The sequence below is a fragment of the Endozoicomonas sp. 8E genome (assembly GCF_032883915.1).
Lineage (GTDB): Bacteria > Pseudomonadota > Gammaproteobacteria > Pseudomonadales > Endozoicomonadaceae > Endozoicomonas_A.
The window spans coordinates 4,683,015-4,709,273 of the sequence record NZ_CP120717.1 but is presented as its reverse complement, the minus strand read 5'-3'; the positions used below and the strand labels follow the sequence as shown (position 1 = coordinate 4,709,273).

Here is a 26,259-nt window from a genome sequence, read left to right as displayed (position 1 = left end):
AGAGGTGAAGACTTAAGAGAAACCAGATATGTTTTCTGACGTTAATAATTCCGACATAGCCGGTTCACCTTCGCTACCAACCGTGAGCACTTCATTGGGAGAAGAACCATCGGGTATCAGTGCAGGCAGGTCCGTCACTGTACCTGAAAAAGCAATAAAGAGAACAACTTCATTGCACGATTTGCCCGAGGAAATAATCATCAAAATTGCGCGTTTGCTGGAATTTCGGGATATCGTCAGTTTACAACAGGTATCGACTCACACATACACTGCCATTAAAAACGATCCTGTACTGGAAAAGGCATGGTATCGCCGGTTTTCTTCACTACACCAATATCAACTAAAGAAAATTCTTCCTGTAGAAGATAAAGAACAGCTCCGTAATTGGCTGCGACCGTTTACGAAGGATGAAACGTTAGTCGAATCAATATTAGAACACCGAAGTTATGATTATTTTCCTGCTCTGTTTTATTTCACCAAAGCTCGACTGATGTCTCAATGTAAAACGTTTAATGTTGATACAGAAGTTATTGTTTACCATGGTAATTGTGTCAACTCAGCTGCCTTTAGCCCCTATAGCAGTCATTTGGTGACCGCCAGTGTCGATGAAACGGCAAAAATCTGTTGTCAGAAGGCCAATGGAACCTGGGTAGAACAAGCCAAAATTTCTCATGATAATTTTGTCGACTCGGCGACCTTCAGTGCCGACGGCCGTCATCTGGTGACCGTCAGTTGGGATTATACGTTGAAAATTCATAGTCAGGACGATGATGGATCATGGCATGAAAAAGCCACCATTCCCCATGATCCCTGGATCAACTTAGCCACCTTCAGCCCGGATAGCTGCTATCTGGTGACCGCTACCAGGGATAACAAGGCAAAAATCTATGGTCAGGAAGCCGATGGATCATGGAAAGAAAAACTCACCATTTCCCATAATAGATCGGTCATCTCAGCCGCCTTCAGTGCCGATAGTCGCCATGTGGTGACTACCAGTTACGATAGCACGGCAATAATCTATGGGCAGAAGACCGATGGATCATGGCAACAAGAAACCACCATTTTCCATAATCGCTTTGTCAAGTCAGCCAGCTTTAGCCCTGATGCTCGCCATGTGTTGACCGTCGATGATGATTACAAGGTAAAAATCCACGGCCAGGAGGACGATGGATCATGGGAGCAAAAAGCCACCATTTGCCATAAGAGGGGAGTCAACTCAGCCACCTTCAGCGTCTCCGATGGTCGCCATGTGGTGACCGCCAGTGAAGATGGTACAGCGAAAATTTATGGTCAGAAGACCAATGGCTCATGGGAAGAAGAAGCCACCATTTACCACGATCACTGGGTCACCTCAGCCACCTTCAGCGCCAACGGCTACCACGTGCTGACGGCCAGTGACGATAATACGGCAAAAATTTATGAGCAGAACGGCGGTGGGGTATGGGAAGAAAAACTCATTATTTTCCATGTTGGCGATGTCATCTCAGCCATCTTCAGCCTCGATGGCTGCCACGTGTTAACCTCCAGTAAAGATGGCACGGAGAAAATCTGTAGCAGGAAGGCTGATGGATCATGGACTGAAAAAGCCATCATTTCCCATAAAGATTGGCTCATGCCAGCCACTTTCAGTGCCGATGGTCGCTATGTGCTGACCACCTGTAAAGATGGAACGGCAAAAATCCATGGTATGGAGGTTGATGGATCATGGGTTGAAAAAGCCATCATTTGCCATGATGATCCGATCGTATCAGCCACCTTTAGCACTAATGGCCTCTACGTGGTGACGAGCTTTAGCAAACATGTGATTGTTAATAAGCTTCAGATGCATCATTGACTGTCTGTTGTGACAAATAAAAGAGAGACCATTCTGCATGGCTGAAAGGCAGAAGTTTTGTTAGCTGCAATTAACACCGTGTAATGAACTTTTATTTCCAAACCGACTCTAACTGGTCACATCAATTTTTCAACTTCTCTGTTAATTAATTTGGACTAACTCAGGAGAATCCAGACGTGCATTCAAGTAATAACCTCGGAGTAATCGATTCACCCTTGCGGCCACCTGTGACTAGTCCATTAGTGGAAGAAGCATCGGGCGCCAGTGCAGGCAGGTCCATCACTCTACCTGACAAACAAGCAGAGAAGACAGCTTCATTGCACGATTTGCCCGAGGAAATAACCATCAAAATTATTCGCTTGCTGGAGTTTCGGGATATTGTCCGTTTACAGCAGGTATCTACTCATTTACACGGGGTTATCAAAAACGATCATGCTCTGGCGAAGGCTTGGTATCAGCGCTTTTCTTTATCACATCAAAATCAACTAAAGAAAATTCTTCCTGCAGAGGATAAAGAACAACTTCGTCATTGGCTGCGACCGTTTACGAAGGATAAAGCGTTGGTCGAATCAATCATAGAACGCCGAGATGGGCATTACTTTGCTGCTTTATTTTATTTCACCAAAGCTCGACTGATGTCTCAATACAAAATGTTTAATGTAGGTACAGAACTCGTTATTGGTCATGATGGCTTTGTCTGCTCAGCCGGCTTCAGCACCGATGGACGCCATATGGTGACCAGCAGTTTTGATAACACGGCGAAAATCTGTGGCCAGAAGGATGATGGATCATGGGAACGAAAAGCCATCATTGAACATGAAGGTTCAGTCAAGTCAGTCAGCTTCAGCCCCGATGGTGGCCATGTGGTTACCGCCAGCAATGATGGTACTGCGAAAATCTATGACCAGAAAGACAATGGATCATGGGAAAATTCAATCACCATTACTCATGACAGTGGAGTCAACTCAGCCACTTTTAGTCCCGATGGACGCCATGTGTTGACAGTCACTGACGATGACAAAATAAAAATCTGCAGTCAGGGTTTCGACGGGTCATGGGAAGAAAAACTCATCTTTTCTCATGAAGATCACATCAACACAGTCAGATTCAGTGGCGATAGCCGTCATCTGGTGACCGCCAGTGACGACGATGATGCGAAAATCTTCACTCAGAAGGATGATAAATCATGGGAATTACAAGCCACCATTTCTCATGATAATGAAGTCAACTTTGCCAGATTCATTGACGATGGCCGCCATGTGCTGACCGTTACTGAAGATGACGAGGTGAAAATCCATGCCCAGGTGGCCGATAGATTATGGGTAGAAAAAGTCACCATTTCCCATAGTGGTGAAGTCAACACAGTCAGGGCCGGTGGCGGCCTTGTGGTGACGGCCAGTAACGATCACACAGCAAAAATCTTTGGTCAGAAGAGCGATGGATCATGGGAACAAAAAGCGATCATTTCCCATGATTTTCAAGTCAAGTCAGCCGATTTCAGTCCCGATGCTCGCCATGTGGTGACCGCCAGTTTTGACAACACGGCGAAAATCTTCGGTCAGAAGGACGATGGGTCATGGGAAGAAAAAGTGACCATTCCCCATGATGACTGGGTTACAAAAGCCTCTTTCAGCCCCGATGGCCGTCATGTGGTGACGGCCAGTATAATGGGTATATCCACACTCTTTGATAAGAATAAAGGCGGCTCGGCGAAAATCTATGGTATCAGGGCTGATGGATCCTGGGTCGAAAAAGCCATTATTTTCCGTAGGTATTCGGTCACTTCAGCTACCTTCAGCGACGATGGCCGCCTTGTGCTGATCACCAGTGACGATGGAACGGCAAAAATCTATGGTCAGCAGAGCGATGAATTATGGGTCGAAAAAGCGACCATTTCCCATGAAGATCCCATCGAATCAGCCACCTTCAGCACCGATGGACACCATGTATTAACCATCACTAAGGTTTGGAACGTGCATATTAATAAACTGCAGATGAATGAATGATTGTTTGCTGTGGCGAATAAAAGGGATGCCATTGTGCTAATTCTGAACATCTATGTCAATTGCCGAAATAGTTAATATGAGGAAACCAGGCATGCATTCTAACGCTGATAAATTCGGTACAGTCCATGCTCCCCCGCTACCAGAGGGTGTCGCAAAACTCTTTCAGTGCCGATGGTCGCTATGTGCTGACCACCTGTAAAGATGGAACGGCAAAAATCCATGGTATGGAGCTTGATGGATCATGGGTTGAAAAAGCCATCATTTGCCATGATGATCCGATCGTATCAGCCACCTTTAGCACTAATGGCCTCTACGTGGTGACGAGCTTTAGCAAACATGTGATTGTTAGTAAGCTTCTGATGCATCATTGACTGTCTGTTGTGACAAATAAAAGAGAGACCATTCTGCATGGCTGAAAGACAGAAGTTTTGTTAGCTGCAATTCTTAGGGTAGACATTAAGCCCCACCCACAGCACAAAGACCTAATCTTGTACGCCCTGAACAACCATCTCGTGCAGGGTGTTCACGTTTCGCATTATCTGCCCAGAAGTTGAGCAGCTTCCTTGTATGTGAGAGTAGAGACTTTCCTGCATTCATAAGGGATAAAATGACATTACCAAACAGCCGGGTTCCACTTTTCATCGCCTTATGCGTCGAGATTTCTTCAATGGCTCCACTTTCATAGAGGTTCGCCTGCGCAGCATGGGCAAGATACCTTTTCAACGTCACAACCACGAAGGACATCAGAATCAGGCTAAACACCAGTGTCGCTGATTTAGTGTTAAAACGATGCCACCCTGAATAGGACTTGATCTCTTTGAAGATAAGCTCTATTTGCCATCGTAGACGATAGGCCTGAAGTACTTCACTCAGGGTGAACTCAACCCGGTTAAGGTTGCTTACAACGAATACCCATTTCAGTTTCCTGTCATTCCAGCGGACAACCAAACGATATGGCCAGGCTTTGAATCCTGGCCATTCTACATCCAGGTCGAGGCATTGATCTTTAGGGAAGCCAGACAACACTTCCTTAAGTTTTTTCCCTTTGTAGCGATTGAGATTTTTGCCATCCTCCCGTACTGCGCTGAGTATCGTCGGGTTGATACTCTGAGGCGCCTTGCAGATAAAAGAACCCTCCCGGTCATCAATGGCAGCAAAGGATTCCAACTCAAAATAGCCGGCATCCATCAGCATCAGGATATTGGCCATGGAGGTTGGCAGTGGTGGCAGACAGTCTCTTTCTGAACGGGTATCTTCAGTGAGCTGCACGCGCACCAGATTGTTGGTAAGGAGATCCATTGTCGTATGCAGTTCGACAGCAGCAGGACTGACCGTTGAGAACCTGCCGGGAAATGCTTCCTTCAGGGCATCGTAGACAGCTTGCGATGAGCCGTCATGAATCAGAATGTGCTCAAACTCTGAAAATGGACTGTCCTCATCAAACGCCATGACTTTGCGGGAAAAGACTTCCAAACACTGCACCCATAGCCAGAGGACAAGAGCAGGCATCGCGTCTTTTTTAGCTTGATTTGCCCAGGAACGATAGGAGACATTCAGCCCCGTCAACTCATTAAATTTACGGTGGAGATCGGCTTGAGTATCGCAGTTTCCATCACCCGCAAGGGCATCAATCAGTGAAAGGATAAAGTCCAAGGGGCGGATATCTCGCTGTCGTATAGTAAAACCAAGCTGTTCCGCCATGCTGAGGAGTTCAGACCGGTCGAAACACGTCAGCAGTTTTTTTCAACTAGTCTACTATTTGCAGTACTCATCTTGTTCAGCCTTGATACTTTTTGCGAAGCTTTATTTTGGCTGTTCAAGGTGAGTTCTGCCGCTGGAAATGAAGCTTTTTTGAGCTTAATGTCTACCCTAAGAGCTGCAATTAACACGGTGTAATGAACTTTTATTTCCAAACCGACTCTAACTGGTCACATCAATTTTTCAACTTCTCTGTTAATTAATTTGGACTAACTCAGGAGAATCCAGACGTGCATTCAAGTAATAACCTCGGAGTAATCGATTCACCCTTGCGGCCACCTGTGACTAGTCCATTAGTGGAAGAAGCATCGGGCGCCAGTGCAGGCAGGTCCATCACTCTACCTGACAAACAAGCAGAGAAGACAGCTTCATTGCACGATTTGCCCGAGGAAATAACCATCAAAATTATTCGCTTGCTGGAGTTTCGGGATATTGTCCGTTTACAGCAGGTATCTACTCATTTACACGGGGTTATCAAAAACGATCATGCTCTGGCGAAGGCTTGGTATCAGCGCTTTTCTTTATCACATCAAAATCAACTAAAGAAAATTCTTCCTGCAGAGGATAAAGAACAACTTCGTCATTGGCTGCGACCGTTTACGAAGGATAAAGCGTTGGTCGAATCAATCATAGAACGCCGAGATGGGCATTACTTTGCTGCTTTATTTTATTTCACCAAAGCTCGACTGATGTCTCAATGCAAAATATTTAACGTAGATACAGAACTCGTTATTGATCATGATCACTTTGTCAGATCAGCCAGATTCAGCACCGATGGACGCTATATGGTGACCAGCAGTTCTGATCACACGGCAAAAATCTTTGGCCAGGAGGATGATGGATCATGGGACCGAAAAGCCATCATTGAACATGAAGGTTCAGTCGAGTCAGCGAGATTCAGCCCTGAGGGTAGCCATGTAGTGACCGCCAGCAATGATGGCACAGCGAAAATCTATGTCCAGAAGGACAATGGATTATGGGAAGAAACGATCACCATTACCCATGATGATCAGGTTGACTCAGCCATATTTAGTCCCGATGGGTGCCATGTGTTGACCATCACTAACGACAAAGTGAAAATCTGCAGTCAGGGTTTCGAGGGATTATGGGAAGAAAAACTCATCATTTCTCATGAAGATAACATCAACTCAGTCAGATTCAGTGACGATAGCCGTCGTGTGGTGACAGCCAGTGACGACTATGAAGCGAAAATCTTCGCTCAGCAGGATGATAAATCATGGGAACTACAAGCCACCATTTTTCATGATAACGAAGTCAACTTTGCCAGGTTCATTGACGATGGCCGCCTTGTGCTGACCATTACTGAAGATGACGAGGTGAAAATCCATGCCCAGATGGCCGATGGGTTATGGGTAGAAAAAGTCACCATTTTCCACAGTGGTGCAGTCAACGCAGTGAGCACCGGTGACGGCCTTGTGGTGACGGGCAGTAGCGATAACACGGCGAAAATCTTCGGCCAGAAGAGCGATGGATCATGGGAACAAAAAGCGATCATTTCCCATGGTTGTCAAGTCAGGTCAGCCGATTTCAGTCCCGATGCCCGCCATGTGGTAACCGCCAGTTTTGACAACACGGCGAAAATCTATGGCCAGAAGGCCGATGGATCATGGGAAGAAAAAGTGACCATTCCCCATGATGACTGGGTTACAGAAGCCTCTTTCAGCCCCGATGGCCGTCATGTGGTGACGGCCAGTATAAAGGGTATGTGCACACTCTTTGATAAGAATAAAGGCGGCGCGGCGAAAATCTATGGTATCAGGGCTGATGGATCCTGGGTCGAAAAAGCCATTATTTTCCATAAGCTTTCGGTAACCTCAGCTACCTTCAGCGACGATGGCTGCCTTGTGCTGACCACCAGTAACGATGGAACGGCAAAAATCTATGGTCAGCAGAGCGATGAATTATGGGTCGAAAAAGCGATCATTTCCCATGAAGATCCCATCGAATCAGCCACCTTCAGCACCGATGGACACCATGTATTGACTACCAGTAGTGATAATAAAGTGCGAATTAATAAATTGCAGATGAATGATTGTTTGCTGTGACGAATAAAAGGGATGCCCTTGTAAATGTGCTGAAAGGCAGAAACTTTGTTATTTGCACTTAACAACATGTTATGAACTTTTATTGTAAAAAACACTTCTAAAATCTTGAATGTCCTGAAACAGTAATTTAGGAGAAATCAGAAGTGGATTCTACAACTAATAAATCCGACATAGTTGCTTCATCCTTACCCCCAACCAAGCACGCACGATTGGGGAAAGAACCATCGGGTGTCAGTTTGGGTAGATCCATCGCTATACCTGGGACCGAGATAAAGAAAACAGTCTTATTGCAGGATTTGCCCGAGGAATTAACCCTCAAAATTATTCGCTTGCTGGAGTTTCGGGATATCACCCGTTTACAGCAGGTATCTGCTTACTTACATAAGGTTGTTAAAAGCAATCATGCTCTGGCAGAGGCCTGGTATCGCCGGTTTACTCCAGAGCACCGATATCAACTAAAGAAAGCCCTTCCTACACAGGATGAAGAACAACTCCATAACAGGCTACGACCGTTCACGAAGGATCAAGCATTAGTCAAATCACTCACAGAACTCCGGGAGAGTAATTATTTTCCTGCACTATTCTATTTCACCAGAGCACGACTGATGTCTCAGTGTGAAACGTTTAATTTGGAGCCAAAAGCCACCATTGTTCATCGTCGTTATGTTGCCTCAGCCAAATTCAGTGCCAATGTCCGCTATCTGCTGACGGCCAGTCTTGATGGAACGGCAAAAGTTTACGGTCAGAAGGCTAATGGAACATGGGAAGAAAAACTCACCATTTTTCATGAGGATGAGGTCGAATCAGCTACGTTCAGCCCCGATAGTCGTCATCTTGTGACCGCCAGTAGAGATAATACGGTGAAAATTTATAGTCAGAAGGCTGATCAATCATGGGACAAAAAAGCCATTATTCCCCATAAAAGTACGATCACCTCAGCCACCTTCAGCCCCGATAGTCGCTATGTGGTGATTGCCAGTAAATATGGCACAGCGAAAATCTATGGTCAGAAAAGCAATGGCTCATGGGAAGAAGAACTCATCATTTATCATCATCACTATGTCAACACTGTCACCTTCAGTTCTGATAGCCGTTATGTGATGACCTCCAGTAGTGATAAAACGGCGAAAATTTTCGGCAAGGTGGATGATGGATCATGGGAAGAAAAAGTCACCATTTGTCACAAAGGCCGGGTGAGGTCAGCCATTTTTAGCCCCGATAACCGTTATCTGTTGACCATCGGTTTCGATGACAGGGTGAAAATCGTCTATGGATCATGGGAGTCAGAAGTCACCATTGACCATGATGACACTGTCAACTCAGCCACCTTTTCTGCTAATAGCCGCCATTTGGTGACAGCCAGTGACGATAACACGGTGAGGATCTATGGTCGAAAGGACGATGGATCATGGGGAAAAGAAGACATCATTTCCCATCGTGACCATGTCAACACAGCTGCCTTCAGCCCCAATGGCCGCTACCTGGTGACGGCCAGTGATGATGGCATTGCCCTGATCTGTGGTCAGAAAGACGACGGATCATGGGAAGTAGAGCGTTCTATTCATCATGATGACGCTGTCATCTCAGCCATTTTCAGCCCCGATGGTCGCCATGTGGTCACGGCATGTGTGGATGGCTCGGTGAAAATCTATGGTCAGAAGGCTGACGGAGTATGGGGCGAAAAAGCCAACTTTTCCCATAAAGGTCCGGTCATCTCAGCCACCTTCAGCCCCGATGGTTGCCATTTGGTAACCGCCAGTGATTACAGCAACATGGCGAGAATCTTTGGCCAGAAGGCTGATGGATCATGGGTTGAAAAAGCCACCATTCTCCATGAATTTGGGATCACTTTCGCCAGCTTCAGTGGTGATGGCAGCCATGTGGTAACCGTCTGTTGTGGTAACAAGGTCCAAATTAATAAACTTTGCATGAATGATTCATCGCTTTCAACGCGGCCAGAATCACCCGGCCGACAAGAGTTTTCAGAGCTCAGAATTACTAGGAGCCTGACCGAGAATAGTCTGCCCTACGCGGCAACTGCTCCTGCGTTGCTCTAGCTCCTGCATCCATGCAGTCGTGCGGCGACAGCAAATTGGTCTGAAAATCCGCTTTTGTTCGTCAAATAGCTCGCTATTCTCCTCACAAAACCGAATTTTCATCCTCAATTTTCTGCCGTCCTCGCTACGGGGTCGCCTAGACGGGCGCTATTCTCGGTCAGGCTCCTAGCAGCCTGTCGGACTTAAGACTGTCCTACGCGGCAACTGCTCCTGCGTTGCTCTAGCTCCTGCATCCATGCAGTCGTGCGGTTGCGATAAATTGGTCTAAAAATTCCTGCTCCCTCGTCAAATAGCTCGCTATTCTCCTCGGAATCAGAAATTTTTATCCTCAATTTCTCGCAATCCTCGCTACGGACGCTCAAGTCCGACAGGCTGCTAGCCCGGATAAAGACTATTAAGGCCATTGTCTGGTTCGCTGCTCTTTTGCTCTTTACGCAGTTGCGTGCACAGCATTATCAGCTCCTTTGTATCAAGCTTTTGTTTCTGACCAGAATAAAGGCTGGCTTCAAGCTGGTTGAACGAAGACTCTAATGGGGCACTGTTGAGTTTTTTCAAACACCTGTCCATGGTCGACAATCCTGAGTTGCCAGACAGAGCTTGAACCCATTCAATAAAACATCGGCGGATCTGAATCAGGTCATCGGCATTGCAGGCATTTGCAAATTTTTGCCAAGCTTCTTTCTCATTGAATCCCTTAGGCTCAGTGGTGGCAGAAGACTCAATTGCCGGCTTTCGGGAAGACCGGCATCGCCATAATGCCAATAAAGTGATCAGCCAGAGTAATCCAAACAGGGCAGATAAAGAAGGCCAAAGCCAGCCTGGTCCCTGCGAGGTGAGATTAGCAACCACAGGTGGACAAACCGTTTCTTCATTCTTCTCGGTAGCCTGGGATGGAATCTCTGGAGTCGTTGTTAATACTTCGCCGTTTTCCGATGGCAACACGGTGATGGTTTTGGCAGGAATGGTAGCGACTTTCTCGGTCTGGGTTTTGGTGTCAAACCATTGATAATGCACCGGAGGGAGTTCAATTTTTCCGGGACGGGTTGGAATCAGGGCGATGGCTTCTATCCGGCTGCCAATAACACCCGAGTCAGTCGCCTTGTCATCGGTCGCAGACTTGTCCGGGTAAGCATTGATGCCGTCGAGTCTGGGCATAGTAATGGCAGGCAACTGAACACCGGTCAGTCCTTCAGCTTCTACAACAATGGTTCGAGTGATGGCGTCGCCCACTTTGACCTTGTCCAGTGGTGCACTCCAGCCATCGGTCAGGGTCAGTTTTCGAGCAGGCAGCCAGACCGGACCTTTAAAGCTGTCTGGTTGTGGCTGGACATTGAGGGTGATTTCAGCAGATCGGGCTGCAACGGGTTTGCCGCCCATTGAAAAAATACTGCCAAAACTGTCCCGGCGGTCTGGCATGGTGGCTGAAAAAGTCAGGCCCGGAATGTCCATTGGACCTGGTTTTTGCGGATGAATCGAGAAGTTCAGTTCAAAGACACCGTATCGGGTGCCGTCGAGAACCGTCTCATAGTTCCGGGTTTCCCCCAGTTGCTGAACAATAGCACCGTCGATATTTACGGGTGAAAGTCGACGGTCGTCGTAAAGCTGGACCCGGTAGTAAATCTTCAGGGTCAGGATCACCTCTTCCTGAACATAAGGTGTTTCATTACTGACTTCAGTTCGGATGAAAACCGGACCGATCCCGCCTGATCCGACTTTTTGTTCAGTGGGCGTGTTGGATACTTCCAATCGAATAGCTTTTGAAGTCATACCTTCCAACTGCAGGCTGGGTATCAGCAAACGGCCGGATTTTTTAGGTGACAGCGTGATAATCCAGTCACGCCAGGATTCATTTTTACCGTTAATAATTCGAACCTGACGACTTTGGCGGGTCCCCAGTATGTCAAAGTCATTTTCCAAAGGTGACAAATCGGGGGCGGCACTGGTATCACTGTCTGTTCTGAGGGTGAGTTCCAGAGTCTCGTACTCTGCCAGATGAGTCCGGTCAACAGAGGCAGTCAGTGCAGCCATCCCCTGTGCAGTGAGAAACAACCCTGTCAGCAGAATCAGTATTTTACTGAGTTTGAAAAAAATTGGCTTCACCATGACTGCTCCTGTTGTCTTTTTTGCTCTCTCTGCTGTTGAAGGAATTTGCGCCTGAGCAGACCACCGGGGTCGTCCGGTATGGTTTTTAACCAGTTTTCAATGGCCTGCTGGTCCGGGCTGGTGGTTTGTTGTTCTTCAGGATACCCAAGTGCTTGTTGCTCCTGATCACCCTGTTCCTGAGGCTCTCCGGCCCTGGCTTGTTGTTGCTTGTTCTCAGCCGGATTCTGTTGTTCAGACTTCTGATCCTGCTGACCAGAGTATGAGTGCTCTTTCTGATCTTCCTGTTGCTGCTGGCCTGACCGGGATTGAGAAGATTGTTCTTGCTCCTTATTCTGCTGACCAGAATTTTGCGGGTTCTGCGGTTGCTGAGTTTCCTGACCCTTGTCGGAACCTTGTTGTTGATTATCAGAGTTTTGTTGCCGGTTCTGTTGTTGATTATCAGAGTTCTGTTGACTCTGACCCTGCTGGCTCTGATCTTTTTGTTGATTCTGCTGATTCTGCTGATTCTGCTGATTCTGCTGATTCTGCTGATTTTGCTGATTTTGCTGATTTTGCTGATTTTGCTGTTGGTTGTTGTTCTGATCCTGTTGCTGTTGTTGCTGTTGTTGCTGTTGTTGCTGTTGTTGCTGTTGCTTCTTCAGTTCTTCAATCAGCTTTTTATTGGCGGCGGCATCTTCCATGGCAGGGTTTATCTCAAGGGCTCTGTCGTAGGCTGCTACCGCTTCATCGAGTTTACCGGCTCTGGATAGAGCATTCCCCTGATTGTAAAAACCGTTAGCGGTATCAGAACGGGCAAACTCAGTGGCTGCTTCTTCATACTTACCTGCCTGGTAGAGAGCTTCAGCTTTCCAGTCCGGTTGGGTGAACTTTTCAGCGGCCTGTTCGGGCTTTTTGTTGTTGAGTGCTTCCATAGCCTGTTGGTTACTGTTTTGCCAGAGACTGTTCCATTCCAGGGCTTGTGCTGGGGGGGAGGGGAGTATCGCTGCCACCAGAAGGATAGTTAACCAGCCTTTTCTGAAACCGGCCAGTGCCAGAGGCAACAACAGCAGAACTAACCAGAAGCCGGCATCCTGCCATTGGTCAAACTGACTCTCAACTCTGACTGAGTTGTCACTTAGTCCTGCTTTTGGCAGAACGGCTTTCAAATCACTATCATCCAGAGTCATGTCGGCATAGACGCCACCTGTCGATTGTGCAAGCTGACGCAGTTGCTGACGTTCCTTCTTCGGAATAATAATGGTGCCTTGTTTGTCTTTAAGAAAGCCGCCTTCGGGCAGGCTGATGGGAGCGCCTTCCTCGCTGCCAATGCCCAGAATTGAGAGAGTGCTGCCGCTGTCCTTCAGCAGTGAGCGTATCTCGCTGACCTGCGTATCTGGAACCTGGTCGGTAATCAGGAGGATATCGCCTGCTTCCCCTGCCCCCTGCTTCAGTAATTCAACGGCCTGCTCAAGGCCCTTCAGGGCATTATCTCCCTGTTCCGGCATGATCTGGGGGCTCAGCGCCGGAACCAGATTGGCTAAAGTACGATTGTCGTCTGTTAAGGGGGCCGCAGTGTGGGCCGAGCCTGCGTAGGCCACCAGAGCAGAAAGCCCGTCCTTACGCATTTTAAACAGGTCCAGCAGTTTGTAACGAACTCTGGAAAGTCGATTGGGTGTAACGTCTTCAGCATACATTTTGTGCGACATATCCACCACGACTACCATGGGCTGAAGGCTCTTGTTGACAGGAGTGGGGATTTTTTGCCAGGTTGGACCTGCCAGCGCCACAACAGCCAGTGTCCAGCCTGCCAGAAGCAGGTAGACCGGGAGTCGGCTCTGTTTCTCATTGCGACCCTGTATAAGGTGTTGTAATAATTCGGGGGCGATAACCCGTTTCCAGTCTCCGGTCTGCAGTTGTTGACGCCAGAGAGCGGTCAGCAGAATCAGACACGGGATGAAGGCCAGCAACCACAGAGGGCGTAGAAAATGGAATTGACTAATAAACTCATTCACTGACGATTCCTCCCTGTCTGGCTAATGGATGCTTCAGGAAAGGCTCTCAGTGTTGCCATAATCAGGCTGAGAATCAGGGCCAGTGCCAGAGGCCAGAAAAACAGCGCTATGCTGGGCCTGAAGCGTTCTTTGTTCTGCTTTACAGGCTCCAGGTTGTCGAGTTCGGCGTATATTTTTTCAAGCCCTTCGGTATTTTTTGCCCGGAAATACTGTCCACCCGTGAGCTCTGCAATTTCTTTCAGGGTTTTTTCGTCCAGGTCTTCAGAAGGGTTGATCCGACGAGCGCCAATGGATGAACCAAAGAGGCCGGGTTGAATCATTTCATCCGCTCCCAGGCCAATAGTATAAATGCGAATGTTTTCTGAAGCGGCCAGCTTTGCAGCCTGGACAGGCGTAATCTCTCCAGCGGTGTTGGCACCATCGGTCATTAGTATCAGAATCCTGCTGTCCTGGGGGCGTTTGCGAAGATGCTTGACTGCCAGACCCAGGGCATCACCGATGGCAGTTTTGTTGCCTGCCATGCCAATCGAAGATTCATCCATGAGGGTGCCAATGGTTTTCAGGTCAAAGGTAAGAGGTGCTTGCAGGTAGGCCTGGGTTCCAAACAGAATCAGTCCAAGTCGGTCGCCCTTGCGTTTGTCAATAAAGTCGTTGAGGACATGTTTGGTTACCACCAGACGATTCACTGCCTGGCCATTCAGTTCCATGTCGGCGATTTCCATACTGCCGGAAAGGTCGACGGCGATCATCAAGTCTCTTCCTGATCTCTCTATTTGAACCGTCTCTCCCAGCCAGACCGGTCTTGAAGCAGCCACCACCAGCAGCACCCAGATTAGCCAGGGGATCAGCCTCTGCCAACGCTTAAGTGTTTCCCGGTGCTCAGAATGCTCACCGGCAATGTCGGCCAGATCTCGATAAAAAGGGATTCTTAAAGCTGCACCAGCGGCACGGGGGGCAGGGTTTACAAAACGATAAACCAGCCAGGGCAGGGGGGCGGCCAGTAACATCCAGGGCCATTGCAACTCAAGCATGGTGTTTCCTGATCCAGCGGACTGTCAGTTTATGGAGCTGGTTCACATCAACCTCTGATTTGTCTTTCGCGGTGGGCATTTCTTTCTCTGTCGACATCTCGTTTGCCACAGACATTTTTTGAAAACGTGCGTCGCCCAGGGACTGTCCGGGTTTCCCGCTGAATGCAAGGATGCCACTCTTTCGGGAGAGAAACTCCAGCCAGGGGGCGCCGTGAAGAGCAGCAACCTGTTCGGCCGGGTAGGCATGCAGTGCTGTCTGTTTTAGTAAACGGTTACAGTCATTGGCAAACTGTAGTGAATTCTGGTGATTCTGATAGGCGCTGAAAATAATATGGGCCTGTTTGCGTGCCTGCCTGCGATAGCGATTTCGACGAACGTAGCGAACCAGAAATAACGTCGTCAGGGTGACAACCACTATTATCAAAACGGCGGATAGCCACCAGCCGGGAGCCAGTGGCCAAAAACTGACCGGGTCAGGTAGATGATTGGGTCGGAGTTGATCCAGAGGGTTTGGTGTCATACCGACCTCCGGGGAGTTATACGGGAGCCAAACCAGGCTTGAAGTTGAGCGCCTGTATCCTGGTCAGCCCCAAGCTCCAGAAGCGGCACCTTGAGACTGGCAAGCTGGCTTTTCAGAGAGTTCTGAAAACGATGATGCCGGGATCGGTATTGCTGGCGAAGGTTTCTGGAGCGGGTGTTGATGGTTTGCTGATGCATGCCATTGGTAATGTCATAGCGTCCCGGTCTGGGTAACTCAGATTCCAGCGGATCTGTCACTTGTATGGCCATTAACTCACAATGTCTTGAAAGCCGGGAAAGGTGGCGAAAGCCTTCTTCGTCAAGCTGCTGAAAATCACTGATTACGAAAATATGAGTACCCGGATGAGCGACCCTGCGAGCGTGTCGAAACGCTTTGCTTAGATAGTTGTCCTGTTGTTGATGAGGAATGGTGTCAGCCTTCAGGCTTCTATTATGATGTTCAAGCTTGTTGAACAGGTGCATAAGGGTTTTTTTGGAACGCTTGGGACGAATCTCACTGAGTCCCTGCTCATCAAAAATCAAACCTCCGATACGGTCACTGTGCTGGAGAGTGGCCCAGGCCAGCAAAGCACCGGCTTCGACAGCAGTGACAGACTTGAAGTTCAACTGACTGCCAAAAAACATCGAATGACTCTGGTCAACCAGAACCAGAACCGGGCGTTCACGTTCTTCCCTGAAAAGTTTGGTATGAGGTTTCATCCTGCGTGCTGTGACGCGCCAGTCAATGGACCGGATGTCGTCACCCGCTTGATAAGCACGAACTTCCTCAAAGTCGATCCCTCTGCCTTTGAAGGGAGAATAGCCTGTACCCGCCAGCAAACTGCGGGCATGGTTTTGACGGAAAATGGCCAGTTCCCTGGCCTGAAAACGCAGGCCGACCAGCTCTTTCAGTTGCGAGTATGCTCCACTCATTCTTTGCTCCTGGCTCAGGCAACAGGAACCAGGTTCAGCAACTGATCAATGATGTGATCAGCGTCTTTTCCTTCGGCCTCTGCCTCAAAACTCAGCAGAAGACGGTGCCGAAGGACATCGTGGGCTACCGCCTGCACGTCATCCGGGCTGACAAAATCCCTGTCGTAAAGCCAGGCTCTGGCGCGGGCACACCGATCCAGGGCAATGGTACCACGGGGACTGGCACCGTAATCGAGGTATTCACCCAGACGATCATTGTAGAGGGTAGGGTGACGGGTGGCATTGATCAGCTGAACGATGTATTCCTCAACCACAGGCTCCATATGAACCGCCAGGGTTTCCTGTCTTGCGGCCAGAACGTTAGCCTGGCTCAGGAGCGTAACCGGTTTTGCCGGAGACTGTTTCATGGCTTCACCTCGGGCGAGCCTGAGAATCTGTCGCTCGGACTCTACATCGGGGTAACTGACCCGGACGTGCATCAGGAAGCGGTCCAGCTGAGCTTCCGGCAGAGGGTAAGTACCTTCCTGCTCAATGGGGTTCTGGGTGGCCATGACCATGAATACTTTAGGGAGTGGATAGGTTTTTCGACCCACGCTGACCTGGCGCTCAGCCATGGCTTCCAGCAAAGCGGATTGAACTTTGGCAGGAGAGCGATTGATCTCATCGGCCAACACCAGGTTCTGGAAGATAGGGCCGGGCTGGAAACGGAAGCTACCGTCTTCCGGGGTATAAATATCGGTACCGGTAACGTCTGCCGGCAGCAGGTCCGGTGTGAACTGGATACGGTGGAATCCAGCCTCCAGACCATCGGCCAGGGCCTTGACGGCCCGGGTTTTTGCCAGACCCGGAGCACCTTCGACCAGCAAGTGTCCATCGGCCAGCAGGGTAATCAATAAACGGTCTACCAGGTGCTCCTGTCCGATAATACTGTTGCACAGGTATTGCCTGAGTTCATTCAATACTGAATTGTTAGACATAGAATCTTGAATCCCGGATAGCTTCTGGCGGCTGAGCGGTGGACATGCCTGACAGCTGCCTGTGATTATATGAGTTCGTTATCGTATCCGAACAGCGACAACAGATACCTTATTCATAAGTACTCAACCATACGAAATCATATTTTCTGACTCATTGTTCAGGCACTCGCGGCAACTGCTCCTGCGTTGCTCTAGGAGCCTGACCGAGAATAGACTGCCCTACGCGGCAACTGCTCCTGCGTTGCTCTAGCTCCTGCATCCATGCAGTCGTGCGGCGGCAGCAAATTGGTCTGAAAATCCGCTTTTGTTCGTCAAATAGCTCGCTATTCTCCTTACAAAACCGAATTTTCATCCTCAATTTTCTGCCGTCCTCGCTACGGGCGCTATTCTCGGTCAGGCTCCTAGCTCCTGCATCCATGCAGTCGTGCTGCGTTGCAACTCTGGTCACATAGCTTCTTGCTATGTTCCCGTCGTTGCGCCTTGCAGAGCAACTGCCCAATAAGTCAGAAATATTCGATTCCGTATGGCTGAGTACTTACTGCTTTTATAAGATTGCTTTTATAAGGCTTCGATAGTGTCAGCCGCTTCGGTTCACCCTGTTCTACCTGTTGCACTCAGCTTCGTCAGCGGATCCATCCATAATTGACCCTGTTGAAAGTCCATTTGGGCAAAGCCCAAGGCCTTTACCTATAGTTCAGGTAGAGACTCTGTAATATAGGTTCAGTAGTCGCTCAGGTCTAGTCGTCCACGGGAAGCTGTCCGTTATCTGACAGCTTCTTTTCAAATTCTGGACAGAGTGACTTCAGACTCTTTTATAAAAGCGCAAAGGCCGATAAGTTAGTAACAGGTCGGGTAAATTCACTTTTAGACAGCGTCTTTCCCTGAAAAGTTTCCTTTCAGGCTATAAACCTGTTCATTGTGCTCATTCCTGCCAAAAGATTTCTCGAACGCAACCGTTATTATTCAGAAGCTGTTGACGAAGTCATTTTCAGGCTGACAAGGACGTCAACGGCCGTTGGCTATACATTTCTAAACCGGAGATGCCAGAATGGGTCATCGCGAGACTATGGAACGAAAGGAGTATCTGGACAAAATTATTGAGGAGTTAAGCAGCCAGATACCCGAACAGCAGAAAGAAGCCCTTCGTGAATTTGTGTACCAGTACTATTCCATGGATATCCGACGGGAGTTGAACAAATGCAGGCGTCGGGACCTTCTGGGCTCAACCCTTTCGTTCTGGAAGTTTATCCAGCACCATGATCCTGACAGTCCGGAAATAGAGGTATTGAATCCGGATTATCCCCACCATGGCTGGCACTCAACCCATACCATACTCAGACTGATTCATCGGGATATGCCTTTCCTGGTGGACTCCCTCAGAATGAAACTGAATGAGCGTGGCTTGACCATACATAACCTGCGCAATACCGTCATTCATAACCGCAGGGACAGCCAGTTTAACCTGGTGTTCGATATGAGCACCGAGGCCACGGTTCACAGGGAAGCGATTATCTTCGTAGAGATTGATCGTCAGGATAATGAAGAAGAGCTGGAGGCCGTTGCCGAGCAGGTGGCCGCGGTGATGGCTGATGTGGCCAGGGTGGTTGAAGACTACCGGTCCATGTCGAGTCGTGTCGAGCAGTTGGCAAGCTCTATGGTCGGGGGGCAGGCAGAGCAGGTTAAGGAGTTTCTGAACTGGCTGTTGAACAACAACTTTACGTTTCTCGGTTACGAAGAGCTCCGGGTGGCAGAAAGTGAAGGTCAGCGCCAGATTATTCGTCCTTCCGATTCATTGCTGGGACTTTTGAGAACCACCCATAAGGGGGAAATCGGTCAGCACGAACTGGAGCCTTTTATAGAAAAGGACTTCTTTGAGCAGAAAGACTGGCTTTCCTTCTCCAAGGCGGCTGTCCGATCCAGTGTTCATCGTCCCGCTTATCCCGATTTCATCACGGTAAGACAATTTGCAGAGGATGGCTCGGTGGTGGGTGAGACCAGAATTGTGGGTCTCTATACCTCTCCGGTTTATCGTCAGAGCCCTTTCTCGATACCTTATATCAATCACAAGGCCCGGGAAGTGATTGAGCGTTCCGAGCTGGATCCCAAAAGTCATCACGGCAAGGATCTGGAGCAGGTTCTGGAAGTTTTCCCCCGTGATGAACTGTTTCAGACACCCAGAGAGCAACTGTTCACCACGGCAATGTCCATCCTCAGGATTCAGGAGCGCAAGAAGATCCGGATCTATATCCGTCAGGACCCTTATGGCACTTTTTGTTCCGCACTGGTGTTTGTCCCCCGAGATGTCTATAGCACCAGCCTGCGGCTCAAGATGGAAGAGATTCTCTGCCGACGGCTCTGTGCGGTTGACTCGGAGTTCACCACGTATTTTTCCGAGTCTGTTCTGGCCAGGGTGCACTTTATATTCAAGCTGCGTGGGCGAATTGAGTATGATCTGGAGGCGATCAATGATGAGCTGACCCTGGCCACCCGCTCCTGGATTGATGAGTTTCGTTCAGCGCTTCTGGAATCCAATGGCGAAGCCAAGGGCAATCAACTGGTTGCCAGATATGCCTCAGGATTTTCTGCCGGTTACAAAGAGGCATTTTCGCCAGAGTCAGCGGTTGTTGATGTTGAACACTTTGAGCGCATCAATGAAAAATCAACACTGTCTATGGGATTCTACCGCTCTCTGGACGATGAGCCTGGGCGTATTCATTTCAAGCTGTATCACTATATCGAACCACTGCCACTGGCTGACCAGATCCCGATTATTGAGAACCTGGGGCTGAGGGTGCTGGCTGAGTATCCCTACCTGATTCGCAAGAGCGATGGTCAGCTGATCTGGATTCATGACTTTCTGTTGTGCTATGACCCACAAAAGTCGATGGATATCCAGAAAGTTGACAAGACCTTCAAGGAGGCATTTGAAAAGGTCTGGTTCGGGGAAGCTGAGAATGACCGGTTTAATCTGCTGGTGCTGGCTTGTGGTATGAGCTGGCGTCAGGTAGCCATGCTGCGATCCTATTCCCGGTACATCAAACAGATTCGGATGGGTTTCAGTCAAACTTATATTGCTGAAACCTTATGCAACAATATAGAAATTACTCGCATGCTGGTGGCCTTGTTCGAAACACGCTTTAACCCTGAGTTGTCTCTGTCCAACTCTCAACGGCTTGGACGACAGCAGCAGATTCAGCAAGCGATTCTTGAGGCTCTGGATCAGGTGACGGTGCTCACTGAAGACCAGATTGTTCGCCGTTTTCAGAGTGTGATCATGGCCACCCTGAGAACCAATTTCTACCAGCTTGATTGTGATGGTAATACAAAGTCGTATATTTCCTATAAATTGTCACCACGGGAAATTCCTGATATTCCAAAGCCAGCGCCACTTTACGAAATTTTTGTTTACTCGCCCAGGGTAGAAGGTATCCATCTCCGGGGTGGCAAAGTCGCGCGGGGAGGGCTGCGCTGGTCTGACCGGGTGGAAGATTACCGGACTGAGGTTCTGGGTCTGGTCAAGGCTCAGCAGGTCAAAAATGCCCTGATTGTTCCGGTGGGTGCCAAAGGAGGTTTTGTTGCCAAACAGCTGCCGGTAGATGGTCATCGGGAAGCCATTATGGAAGAAGGGGTGGCCTGTTATCAGACGTTTATTCGTGCTTTGTTGGATATCACTGATAATCTTTCTGAATCCGATGTTATCCATCCGAAGTCTGTCGTATTTTATGACGATGATGATACTTACCTGGTGGTGGCAGCTGATAAGGGAACCGCCACTTTCTCAGACGTTGCCAATGAGATTGCTCACGAATACGACTTCTGGCTGGGCGATGCTTTTGCCTCCGGAGGCAGTGTCGGTTATGACCATAAGAAAATGGGTATTACTGCCAAAGGGGCCTGGGTTTCGGTACAGCGTCACTTCCGTGAGCGGGGAGTGAATGTTCAGGAAGATCCCATCTCGGTCATTGGCGTCGGAGATATGTCCGGGGATGTTTTTGGTAACGGCATGCTCTCTTCTGAAACATTGGAAATGGTCGCTGCCTTCAACCATCAACATATATTTGTGGATCCAAACCCTGATGTAAAACGCAGTTATCTTGAACGGCTGAGGTTATTTAATCTTCCCCGTTCCAGCTGGCAGGATTATGACAAGTCTCTGATTTCCAAGGGCGGTGGGATCTTCTCCCGCAACGCCAAGTCCGTCACGATATCAAACGAAATGAAGGAGCGCTTTGATATCAAAGCAGGTCGAATGACGCCTAATGAATTGATACGTTCGCTGCTAAGGGCTCCCGTCGATTTGATCTGGAATGGTGGTATTGGCACCTATGTGAAAGCCATTAATGAAAGTCATGCCGATGTGGGTGACAAGGCTAATGACCCACTGCGTATCAACGGCTGTGAGCTCAGGGCCAAAGTGGTAGGTGAAGGTGGTAATCTGGGTCTCAGCCAGTTGGGAAGGGTTGAGTATTCCCTGCAGGGTGGCGCACTGAATACAGACTTTATTGACAATTCTGGCGGGGTTGACTGCTCTGACCACGAAGTAAATATCAAGATTCTTCTCAACGATATTGTCGCCAGTGGTGACATGACCGTGAAACAGCGCAATGCATTACTGGAACGCATGACTGACGATGTTTCCAGACTGGTTCTTTCCAATAACTATCGCCAGACTCAGGCGCTTTCCCTGGCAGAATTAGAAGTCCGCAATCGCATGGATGAATACCGGCGCTTCATGGAGTACCTGGAAGGGGAAGGCAAACTTGACCGGTCTATTGAGTTCCTGCCTGATAATGAAGCCCTTGCAGAACGGTTGTCAGCGGGTCAGGGGTTAACCCGTCCGGAATTGTCGTTGCTGATCTCATACAGTAAAGCGGACCTCAAGGAAGCATTGATCAGTTCGGATGTTATTGATGAGCCCTACATGACCCGTGAGTTGCATACCTCTTTCCCTGATACTCTGGTAGAAAAGTTTTCAGAACAGATTGATCAACACCGTCTGAGAAGGGAAATTGTAGCCACCCAGACAGCTAATCACATGATTGACATGATGGGGATCACTCACGTGCTCAGGGTTCATCAGACCACCGGTGCCAGTGCGGCGGAGATTGCCCGGGCCTTTATGGTCAGTCGGGAGGTTTTCGGTATCTCTGATTACTGGCAGGCCATCGAAAATATGGATAACCAGATTCCCAGCAGTGTGCAGCAGAAAATGATGGTGTCGCTGATCAAACTGACCCGTCGTGCCAGCCGCTGGTTTATCCGGCTCAAACGTCAGGATCTGGTAGCAGCAGAGTGTATTGAACATTTTGGTCCACTGATCAGTAGCTTTATCGAGTCGTTTACTGAATACCTCAGTGAGTCCGAGAGAGAAGAACTGGATAGCAAAATGGCTGAGATGATCAGTCATCAGGTGCCAAAAAATCTGGCCAAAGTCGTTTGTAGCCTGAGACACCTGTTGAGTGCCCTGTCAATTATTCAGGCCGCCGATCAGACCGGGCAGCCTATAGAAAAGGTCGCCCGGACTTACTTTGCAGTGGGTGAGCGACTGGAGCTGAACTGGTACAGCGCACAGTTGGGCAATATAGAGGTTACCAATCACTGGCAGTCATTAGCCCGTAATAGTATTCGTGACGAGTTGACCTGGCAGCAGATCGCTTTGACGGTTGCATTACTCAATACCGGCAGTGAAGAGGAAGACCTTACTCTTAAGCTGGATGAATGGATGGTGCAGCACCAGGGGCTGGTGGCTCGCTGGCAGGCTATGTTATCCGAAATTCGTAGTGCCAGTGTGCACGAAATGGTGATGTTTACTGTGGCCAATCGGGAGCTGATGGGGCTGGCTCAGGCGAGCTAGCAGCCTGTCGGACTTAAGACTGTCCTACACGGCAACTGCTCCTGCGTTGCTCTAGCTCCTGCATCCATGCAGTCGTGCGGTTGCAATAAATTGGTCTAAAAATCCCTGTTTCTTCGTCAAATAGCTCGCTATTCTCCTCAGAAACAGAGATTTTTATCCTCAATTTCTTGCAATCCTCGCTACGGACGCTTAAGTCCGACAGGCTGCTAGAAATGTTTTTTTTCGTTGTTTGCACTTATTAACTCAGGCAGGGAGGCCTATTGCAATGAGTGACGGTAACGCAGGTGGGCCAAAAGCTGCGGGTTCTCAGTTTGCTGATTTGATGCGCAACGTCACAGAGCTTGAGAATATTCATAGAAAAGGAAAAACGGGCCGGGTTGAAGTCACTGGCATTTCGGGTGCAGAAGTGAAGGACTCTCCGGTTACTTTCAGGGGGAGAAAGGTCGTCAGCGTCAAACCCCGTCAGAACCTGCTCAAAAGACTGATTGCCTTTTTTTCTCCCACCCGTCGTGCAAGAGAGCAGAGAGCCCGGGAACGCGAAGCAAAGGCTTTGTTGCATGATCAGGTGTTGCTGGCTCTTGGCGACAAAGGTCTGGATAAACAGGACAGAAGACGTCTTGTAAATGATGTGGCCAAGGGGATTATTCCGGGTTTCAGTAATGTCGAGAGGCGAGAGATAAAGGATAGAAGTCTTGATGCCTTGTACAGGTCTAAGTCCATGAGAATGATACTGAGTGAGGCAGAGCAGGGAATAAATACCTTTCCAACACTGACCGACAGCATTCCATCCGTATCTCTATACAAGGCCCGTGATGCCATTAAAGGCTACTACACGACTCTGCTGCTTGATCCTGACCGAATATCCCATAACAGCCCAACGCGTCAGGATCTTGAGAAGCTGGAACAGCATTTTAAAGAAACCCGTCAACCTATAGCTTACGAATATCTGGTCACTGAGGTGATTGAGGAAATCGTTCACTCTTTTCGCGAACGCCTGCCGCAGGATGAATATTTCGATCTATTGTCAACCTGGAGTGACGAATATAAGCCAGATCGTGAACAAGTCCTGGCCGGACTGCTGAGACAAATATTTTTTAATGCCACCGTCGAACGGCCATCCATTCACGGCCGTCCAAGAGATTTGGTACTGGAAAAAAGCTATCGTTTTATTCAAGACATGTCCCGTCATCAGGGACTAAAAGCTCGATTTGATCTGACCAGCAGAGTTATTCACCTGGAGACTCAATTCCACAAGGATAAAGCTCAGGTGTGCCGGAAATTGGATCGACTGAGTGCTGAAGTCACAGAGTTGGATTTAGAGGGTATCAAAGAACGCCTGAAAGCCGGTGAAGAGTTGAGCCAGAAGGAAGGACAGCTAATAGCAGAGTCGCGTCGTGTATTACTTGATATCCAGTTAACGGCAGGTAGACGATGGGATCTGAATCTGCTGTCGCAGCCTGAACAATGGAGTGGTCAGAAGGATTATCTCGTCAAGCTGTTAAAGATTCAGGAAATCGGCACTCTAAGAGGGCAGCAAATTGATCTGGCGCAGCTCGACTGGCTGATTAAGCAACATGATGATGCCAGAACTCACCCTCGGGTAGCTATCGAAGGAGCTGGCCTCACGGGACTGATGTTAGCCTTGTCACAATTCGAAGCCGGTGCCAACGTTTCCCTCTTTGAGAAAAGAAGTTCTGAATATGACAAGGTTCAGATAGTCAGGCTGGACCGCAAATGGATGGACATGCTGAAGTTTTATCTGGGTGAACACTACCATGAACTCTTTGGCGAAGGAGGGGAAGGCAATGGCATTGTCCATCCCGATGGCATTGGCGAGATAGCGACTGATCGTCTGGAAGAAGTATTGCATGATCGACTGGCCGAATTAATTGCAAGGAATAATGAGCAAACCAGTGATAGCGAGGTGCCTTCGAGTCTGGAAAGAATCGTTGCTTTTGAGCTGGAAAGGATTGAGCCGGGAGAGGAGGGTTACCAGATCAGAGCCCGTTACAACCCCGCTTATGATTCAGCACAACTGTCCAAAACAAAGGATTACACCCCTGGGAGAGCGCTTAAGCACCGATCCGTGGATATGCTGATCTGTGCTGACGGGAAAAATAGCAGGCTGCGAGGCAGATACATGACCGATCATCTGTTCAGTTTTGCCAAGCCATACGGTGTCTGTAGCTGGGAATTTAACAAAGGTAAGGCGTTCTCCAAAAAGAGCAGGACGAACAGGGTTGGCCTGGTAAACTTTGAACGTAAGAAAGGTGAGGAGTTACAGCTGGTCAGAGATGAGCTGGTGGGCGATTGGAAAAACGTAGTTAAGAAAGGCAAGGCATTACCCAACCAGAAGCAGAACACTTTTCAGGATTTCAGGGAGATGGTGGTCTTTAACAAAGATTTTCATCAGCACTTCAACAAGCTGCTTACGGGAGAGCTATTTTTTTTGCGACAGCCTGATGAATCGATAAAAAGTGCCGTTGTCCCGGAGGATCTGGCAGAGTTGGAGCGCCTGACTCTGGATCAGGGTATGCAGACCCGCTGTTTTGAAAACAAGGATCTGGTTTACATAGGCATGGAGTTGCCAGAACCCTTTGATCAGTATTGTAAAAAGCTGGAGGATGAAATTCTGCAGAAGGAGCTGAGCAGCCTGGGTTCAAGACTGGATCCCCTCACTGCAGAAGGGGCTGTGAAAAAAGCCAAAGAGGGGGTCAAGATGGTTCAAAAAGCCTGGTTCCAGGCGGTCGCCCATTATTACGGAATTGATCGATCAACGTCATTGGGGGCCACATCGGATAAAATGAATCAAAAGTTTGCTTCGGTCTTTCCGCTGAGCCAGCAACGGGTTAAACAAAATGTTGTTACCGAAAAAGCCCATGGACATAATTTGGCAGTGACGGTAGCCGGTGAAGCTGCAGCCAGCTCTCATTTCATGACTGGCAGTGGACTGAGCGGTGCCAGGGAAAATATTCTGCATTTGCAAAACTTTACCCACAAAACGGCCAAAGATACCTATCCATTTGATCCGGCTCAGCATCAGGCAGATCTTGAGGCCAAACAGAAGATAACCGCTGATGAAATTGGTAGGCGAGACGGAATACTCATGATGAGCTGAAGACCTGATTTT

The 26,259-nt window shown here is 48.7% G+C and carries 14 protein-coding genes; 7 read left to right on the top strand and 7 right to left on the bottom strand.

The annotated features are described in order from the left end of the window. Nucleotides 1–28 precede the first annotated feature (28 nt). The 3 genes from P6910_RS15795 to P6910_RS15785 all read left to right on the top strand — a co-directional run bounded on the left by P6910_RS15795 (nt 29) and on the right by P6910_RS15785 (nt 4,211). Nucleotides 29–1,834 (top strand): F-box/WD40 repeat-containing protein, encoded by a 1,806-nt coding sequence (locus P6910_RS15795; RefSeq protein WP_317142242.1) that lies wholly within the window; start codon nt 29–31, stop codon nt 1,832–1,834. A 176-nt stretch (nt 1,835–2,010) separates the two neighbouring features. Further along, nucleotides 2,011–3,840, top strand: a complete 1,830-nt coding sequence (locus P6910_RS15790; protein ID WP_317142241.1) for an F-box/WD40 repeat-containing protein — start codon at nt 2,011–2,013, stop codon at nt 3,838–3,840. 146 nt (nt 3,841–3,986) lie between these two features. After that, complete coding sequence (locus tag P6910_RS15785) at nt 3,987–4,211, top strand: hypothetical protein (protein WP_317142240.1); 225 nt, start codon at nt 3,987–3,989, stop codon at nt 4,209–4,211. 85 nt (nt 4,212–4,296) lie between these two features. On the opposite strand, the gene P6910_RS15780 is transcribed toward P6910_RS15785, so the two are convergent. Next, a complete protein-coding gene (locus P6910_RS15780) occupies nt 4,297–5,574 on the bottom strand; it encodes an IS4 family transposase (RefSeq protein ID WP_317146561.1) in 1,278 nt (425 codons plus the stop codon). Between the two features lie 254 nt (nt 5,575–5,828). On the opposite strand from P6910_RS15780, the gene P6910_RS15775 reads away from it, so the two are divergent. After that, a complete protein-coding gene (locus tag P6910_RS15775; RefSeq protein ID WP_317142239.1) occupies nt 5,829–7,664 on the top strand; it encodes an F-box/WD40 repeat-containing protein in 1,836 nt (611 codons plus the stop codon). 143 nt (nt 7,665–7,807) lie between these two features. Continuing rightward, a complete protein-coding gene (locus P6910_RS15770; protein ID WP_317142238.1) occupies nt 7,808–9,721 on the top strand; it encodes an F-box/WD repeat-containing protein in 1,914 nt (637 codons plus the stop codon). Between the two features lie 375 nt (nt 9,722–10,096). Here the strand turns inward: P6910_RS15770 and P6910_RS15765 are convergent, their stop codons facing one another. The 6 genes from P6910_RS15765 to P6910_RS15740 are packed head-to-tail and all read right to left on the bottom strand — an operon-like array spanning nt 10,097 to nt 17,275. Then, nucleotides 10,097–11,824, bottom strand: coding sequence for a BatD family protein (locus P6910_RS15765; RefSeq protein WP_317142237.1), 1,728 nt, complete (start codon nt 11,822–11,824; stop codon nt 10,097–10,099). Continuing rightward, nucleotides 11,818–13,815: a vWA domain-containing protein gene (locus P6910_RS15760; RefSeq protein WP_317142236.1), complete on the bottom strand. Its 1,998-nt coding sequence runs from the start codon at nt 13,813–13,815 to the stop codon at nt 11,818–11,820. Before P6910_RS15760 ends, P6910_RS15765 begins: the two co-directional genes overlap by 7 nt. After that, nucleotides 13,812–14,846 (bottom strand): VWA domain-containing protein, encoded by a 1,035-nt coding sequence (locus tag P6910_RS15755; protein WP_317142235.1) that lies wholly within the window; start codon nt 14,844–14,846, stop codon nt 13,812–13,814. Before P6910_RS15755 ends, P6910_RS15760 begins: the two co-directional genes overlap by 4 nt. Next, nucleotides 14,839–15,366, bottom strand: a complete 528-nt coding sequence (locus tag P6910_RS15750) for a DUF4381 domain-containing protein (protein ID WP_317142234.1) — start codon at nt 15,364–15,366, stop codon at nt 14,839–14,841. The genes P6910_RS15755 and P6910_RS15750 overlap by 8 nt, the downstream gene beginning before the upstream one ends. Further along, on the bottom strand, nt 15,363–16,298 hold the full coding sequence (locus P6910_RS15745; RefSeq protein WP_317142233.1) for a DUF58 domain-containing protein: 936 nt from the start codon (nt 16,296–16,298) through the stop codon (nt 15,363–15,365). Before P6910_RS15745 ends, P6910_RS15750 begins: the two co-directional genes overlap by 4 nt. Before the next feature lie 14 nt (nt 16,299–16,312). Then, a complete protein-coding gene (locus P6910_RS15740) occupies nt 16,313–17,275 on the bottom strand; it encodes a MoxR family ATPase (RefSeq protein WP_317142232.1) in 963 nt (320 codons plus the stop codon). 1,048 nt (nt 17,276–18,323) lie between these two features. Between P6910_RS15740 and P6910_RS15735 the strand changes: the two genes are divergently transcribed. Together P6910_RS15735 and P6910_RS15730 are read left to right on the top strand one after the other, a co-directional pair. After that, nucleotides 18,324–23,129, top strand: a complete 4,806-nt coding sequence (locus tag P6910_RS15735) for an NAD-glutamate dehydrogenase (RefSeq protein ID WP_317142231.1) — start codon at nt 18,324–18,326, stop codon at nt 23,127–23,129. Between the two features lie 265 nt (nt 23,130–23,394). Then, entirely contained in the window at nt 23,395–26,247 is a 2,853-nt protein-coding gene (locus P6910_RS15730) for a hypothetical protein (protein WP_317142230.1), read from the top strand. Nucleotides 26,248–26,259: the final 12 nt, after the last annotated feature.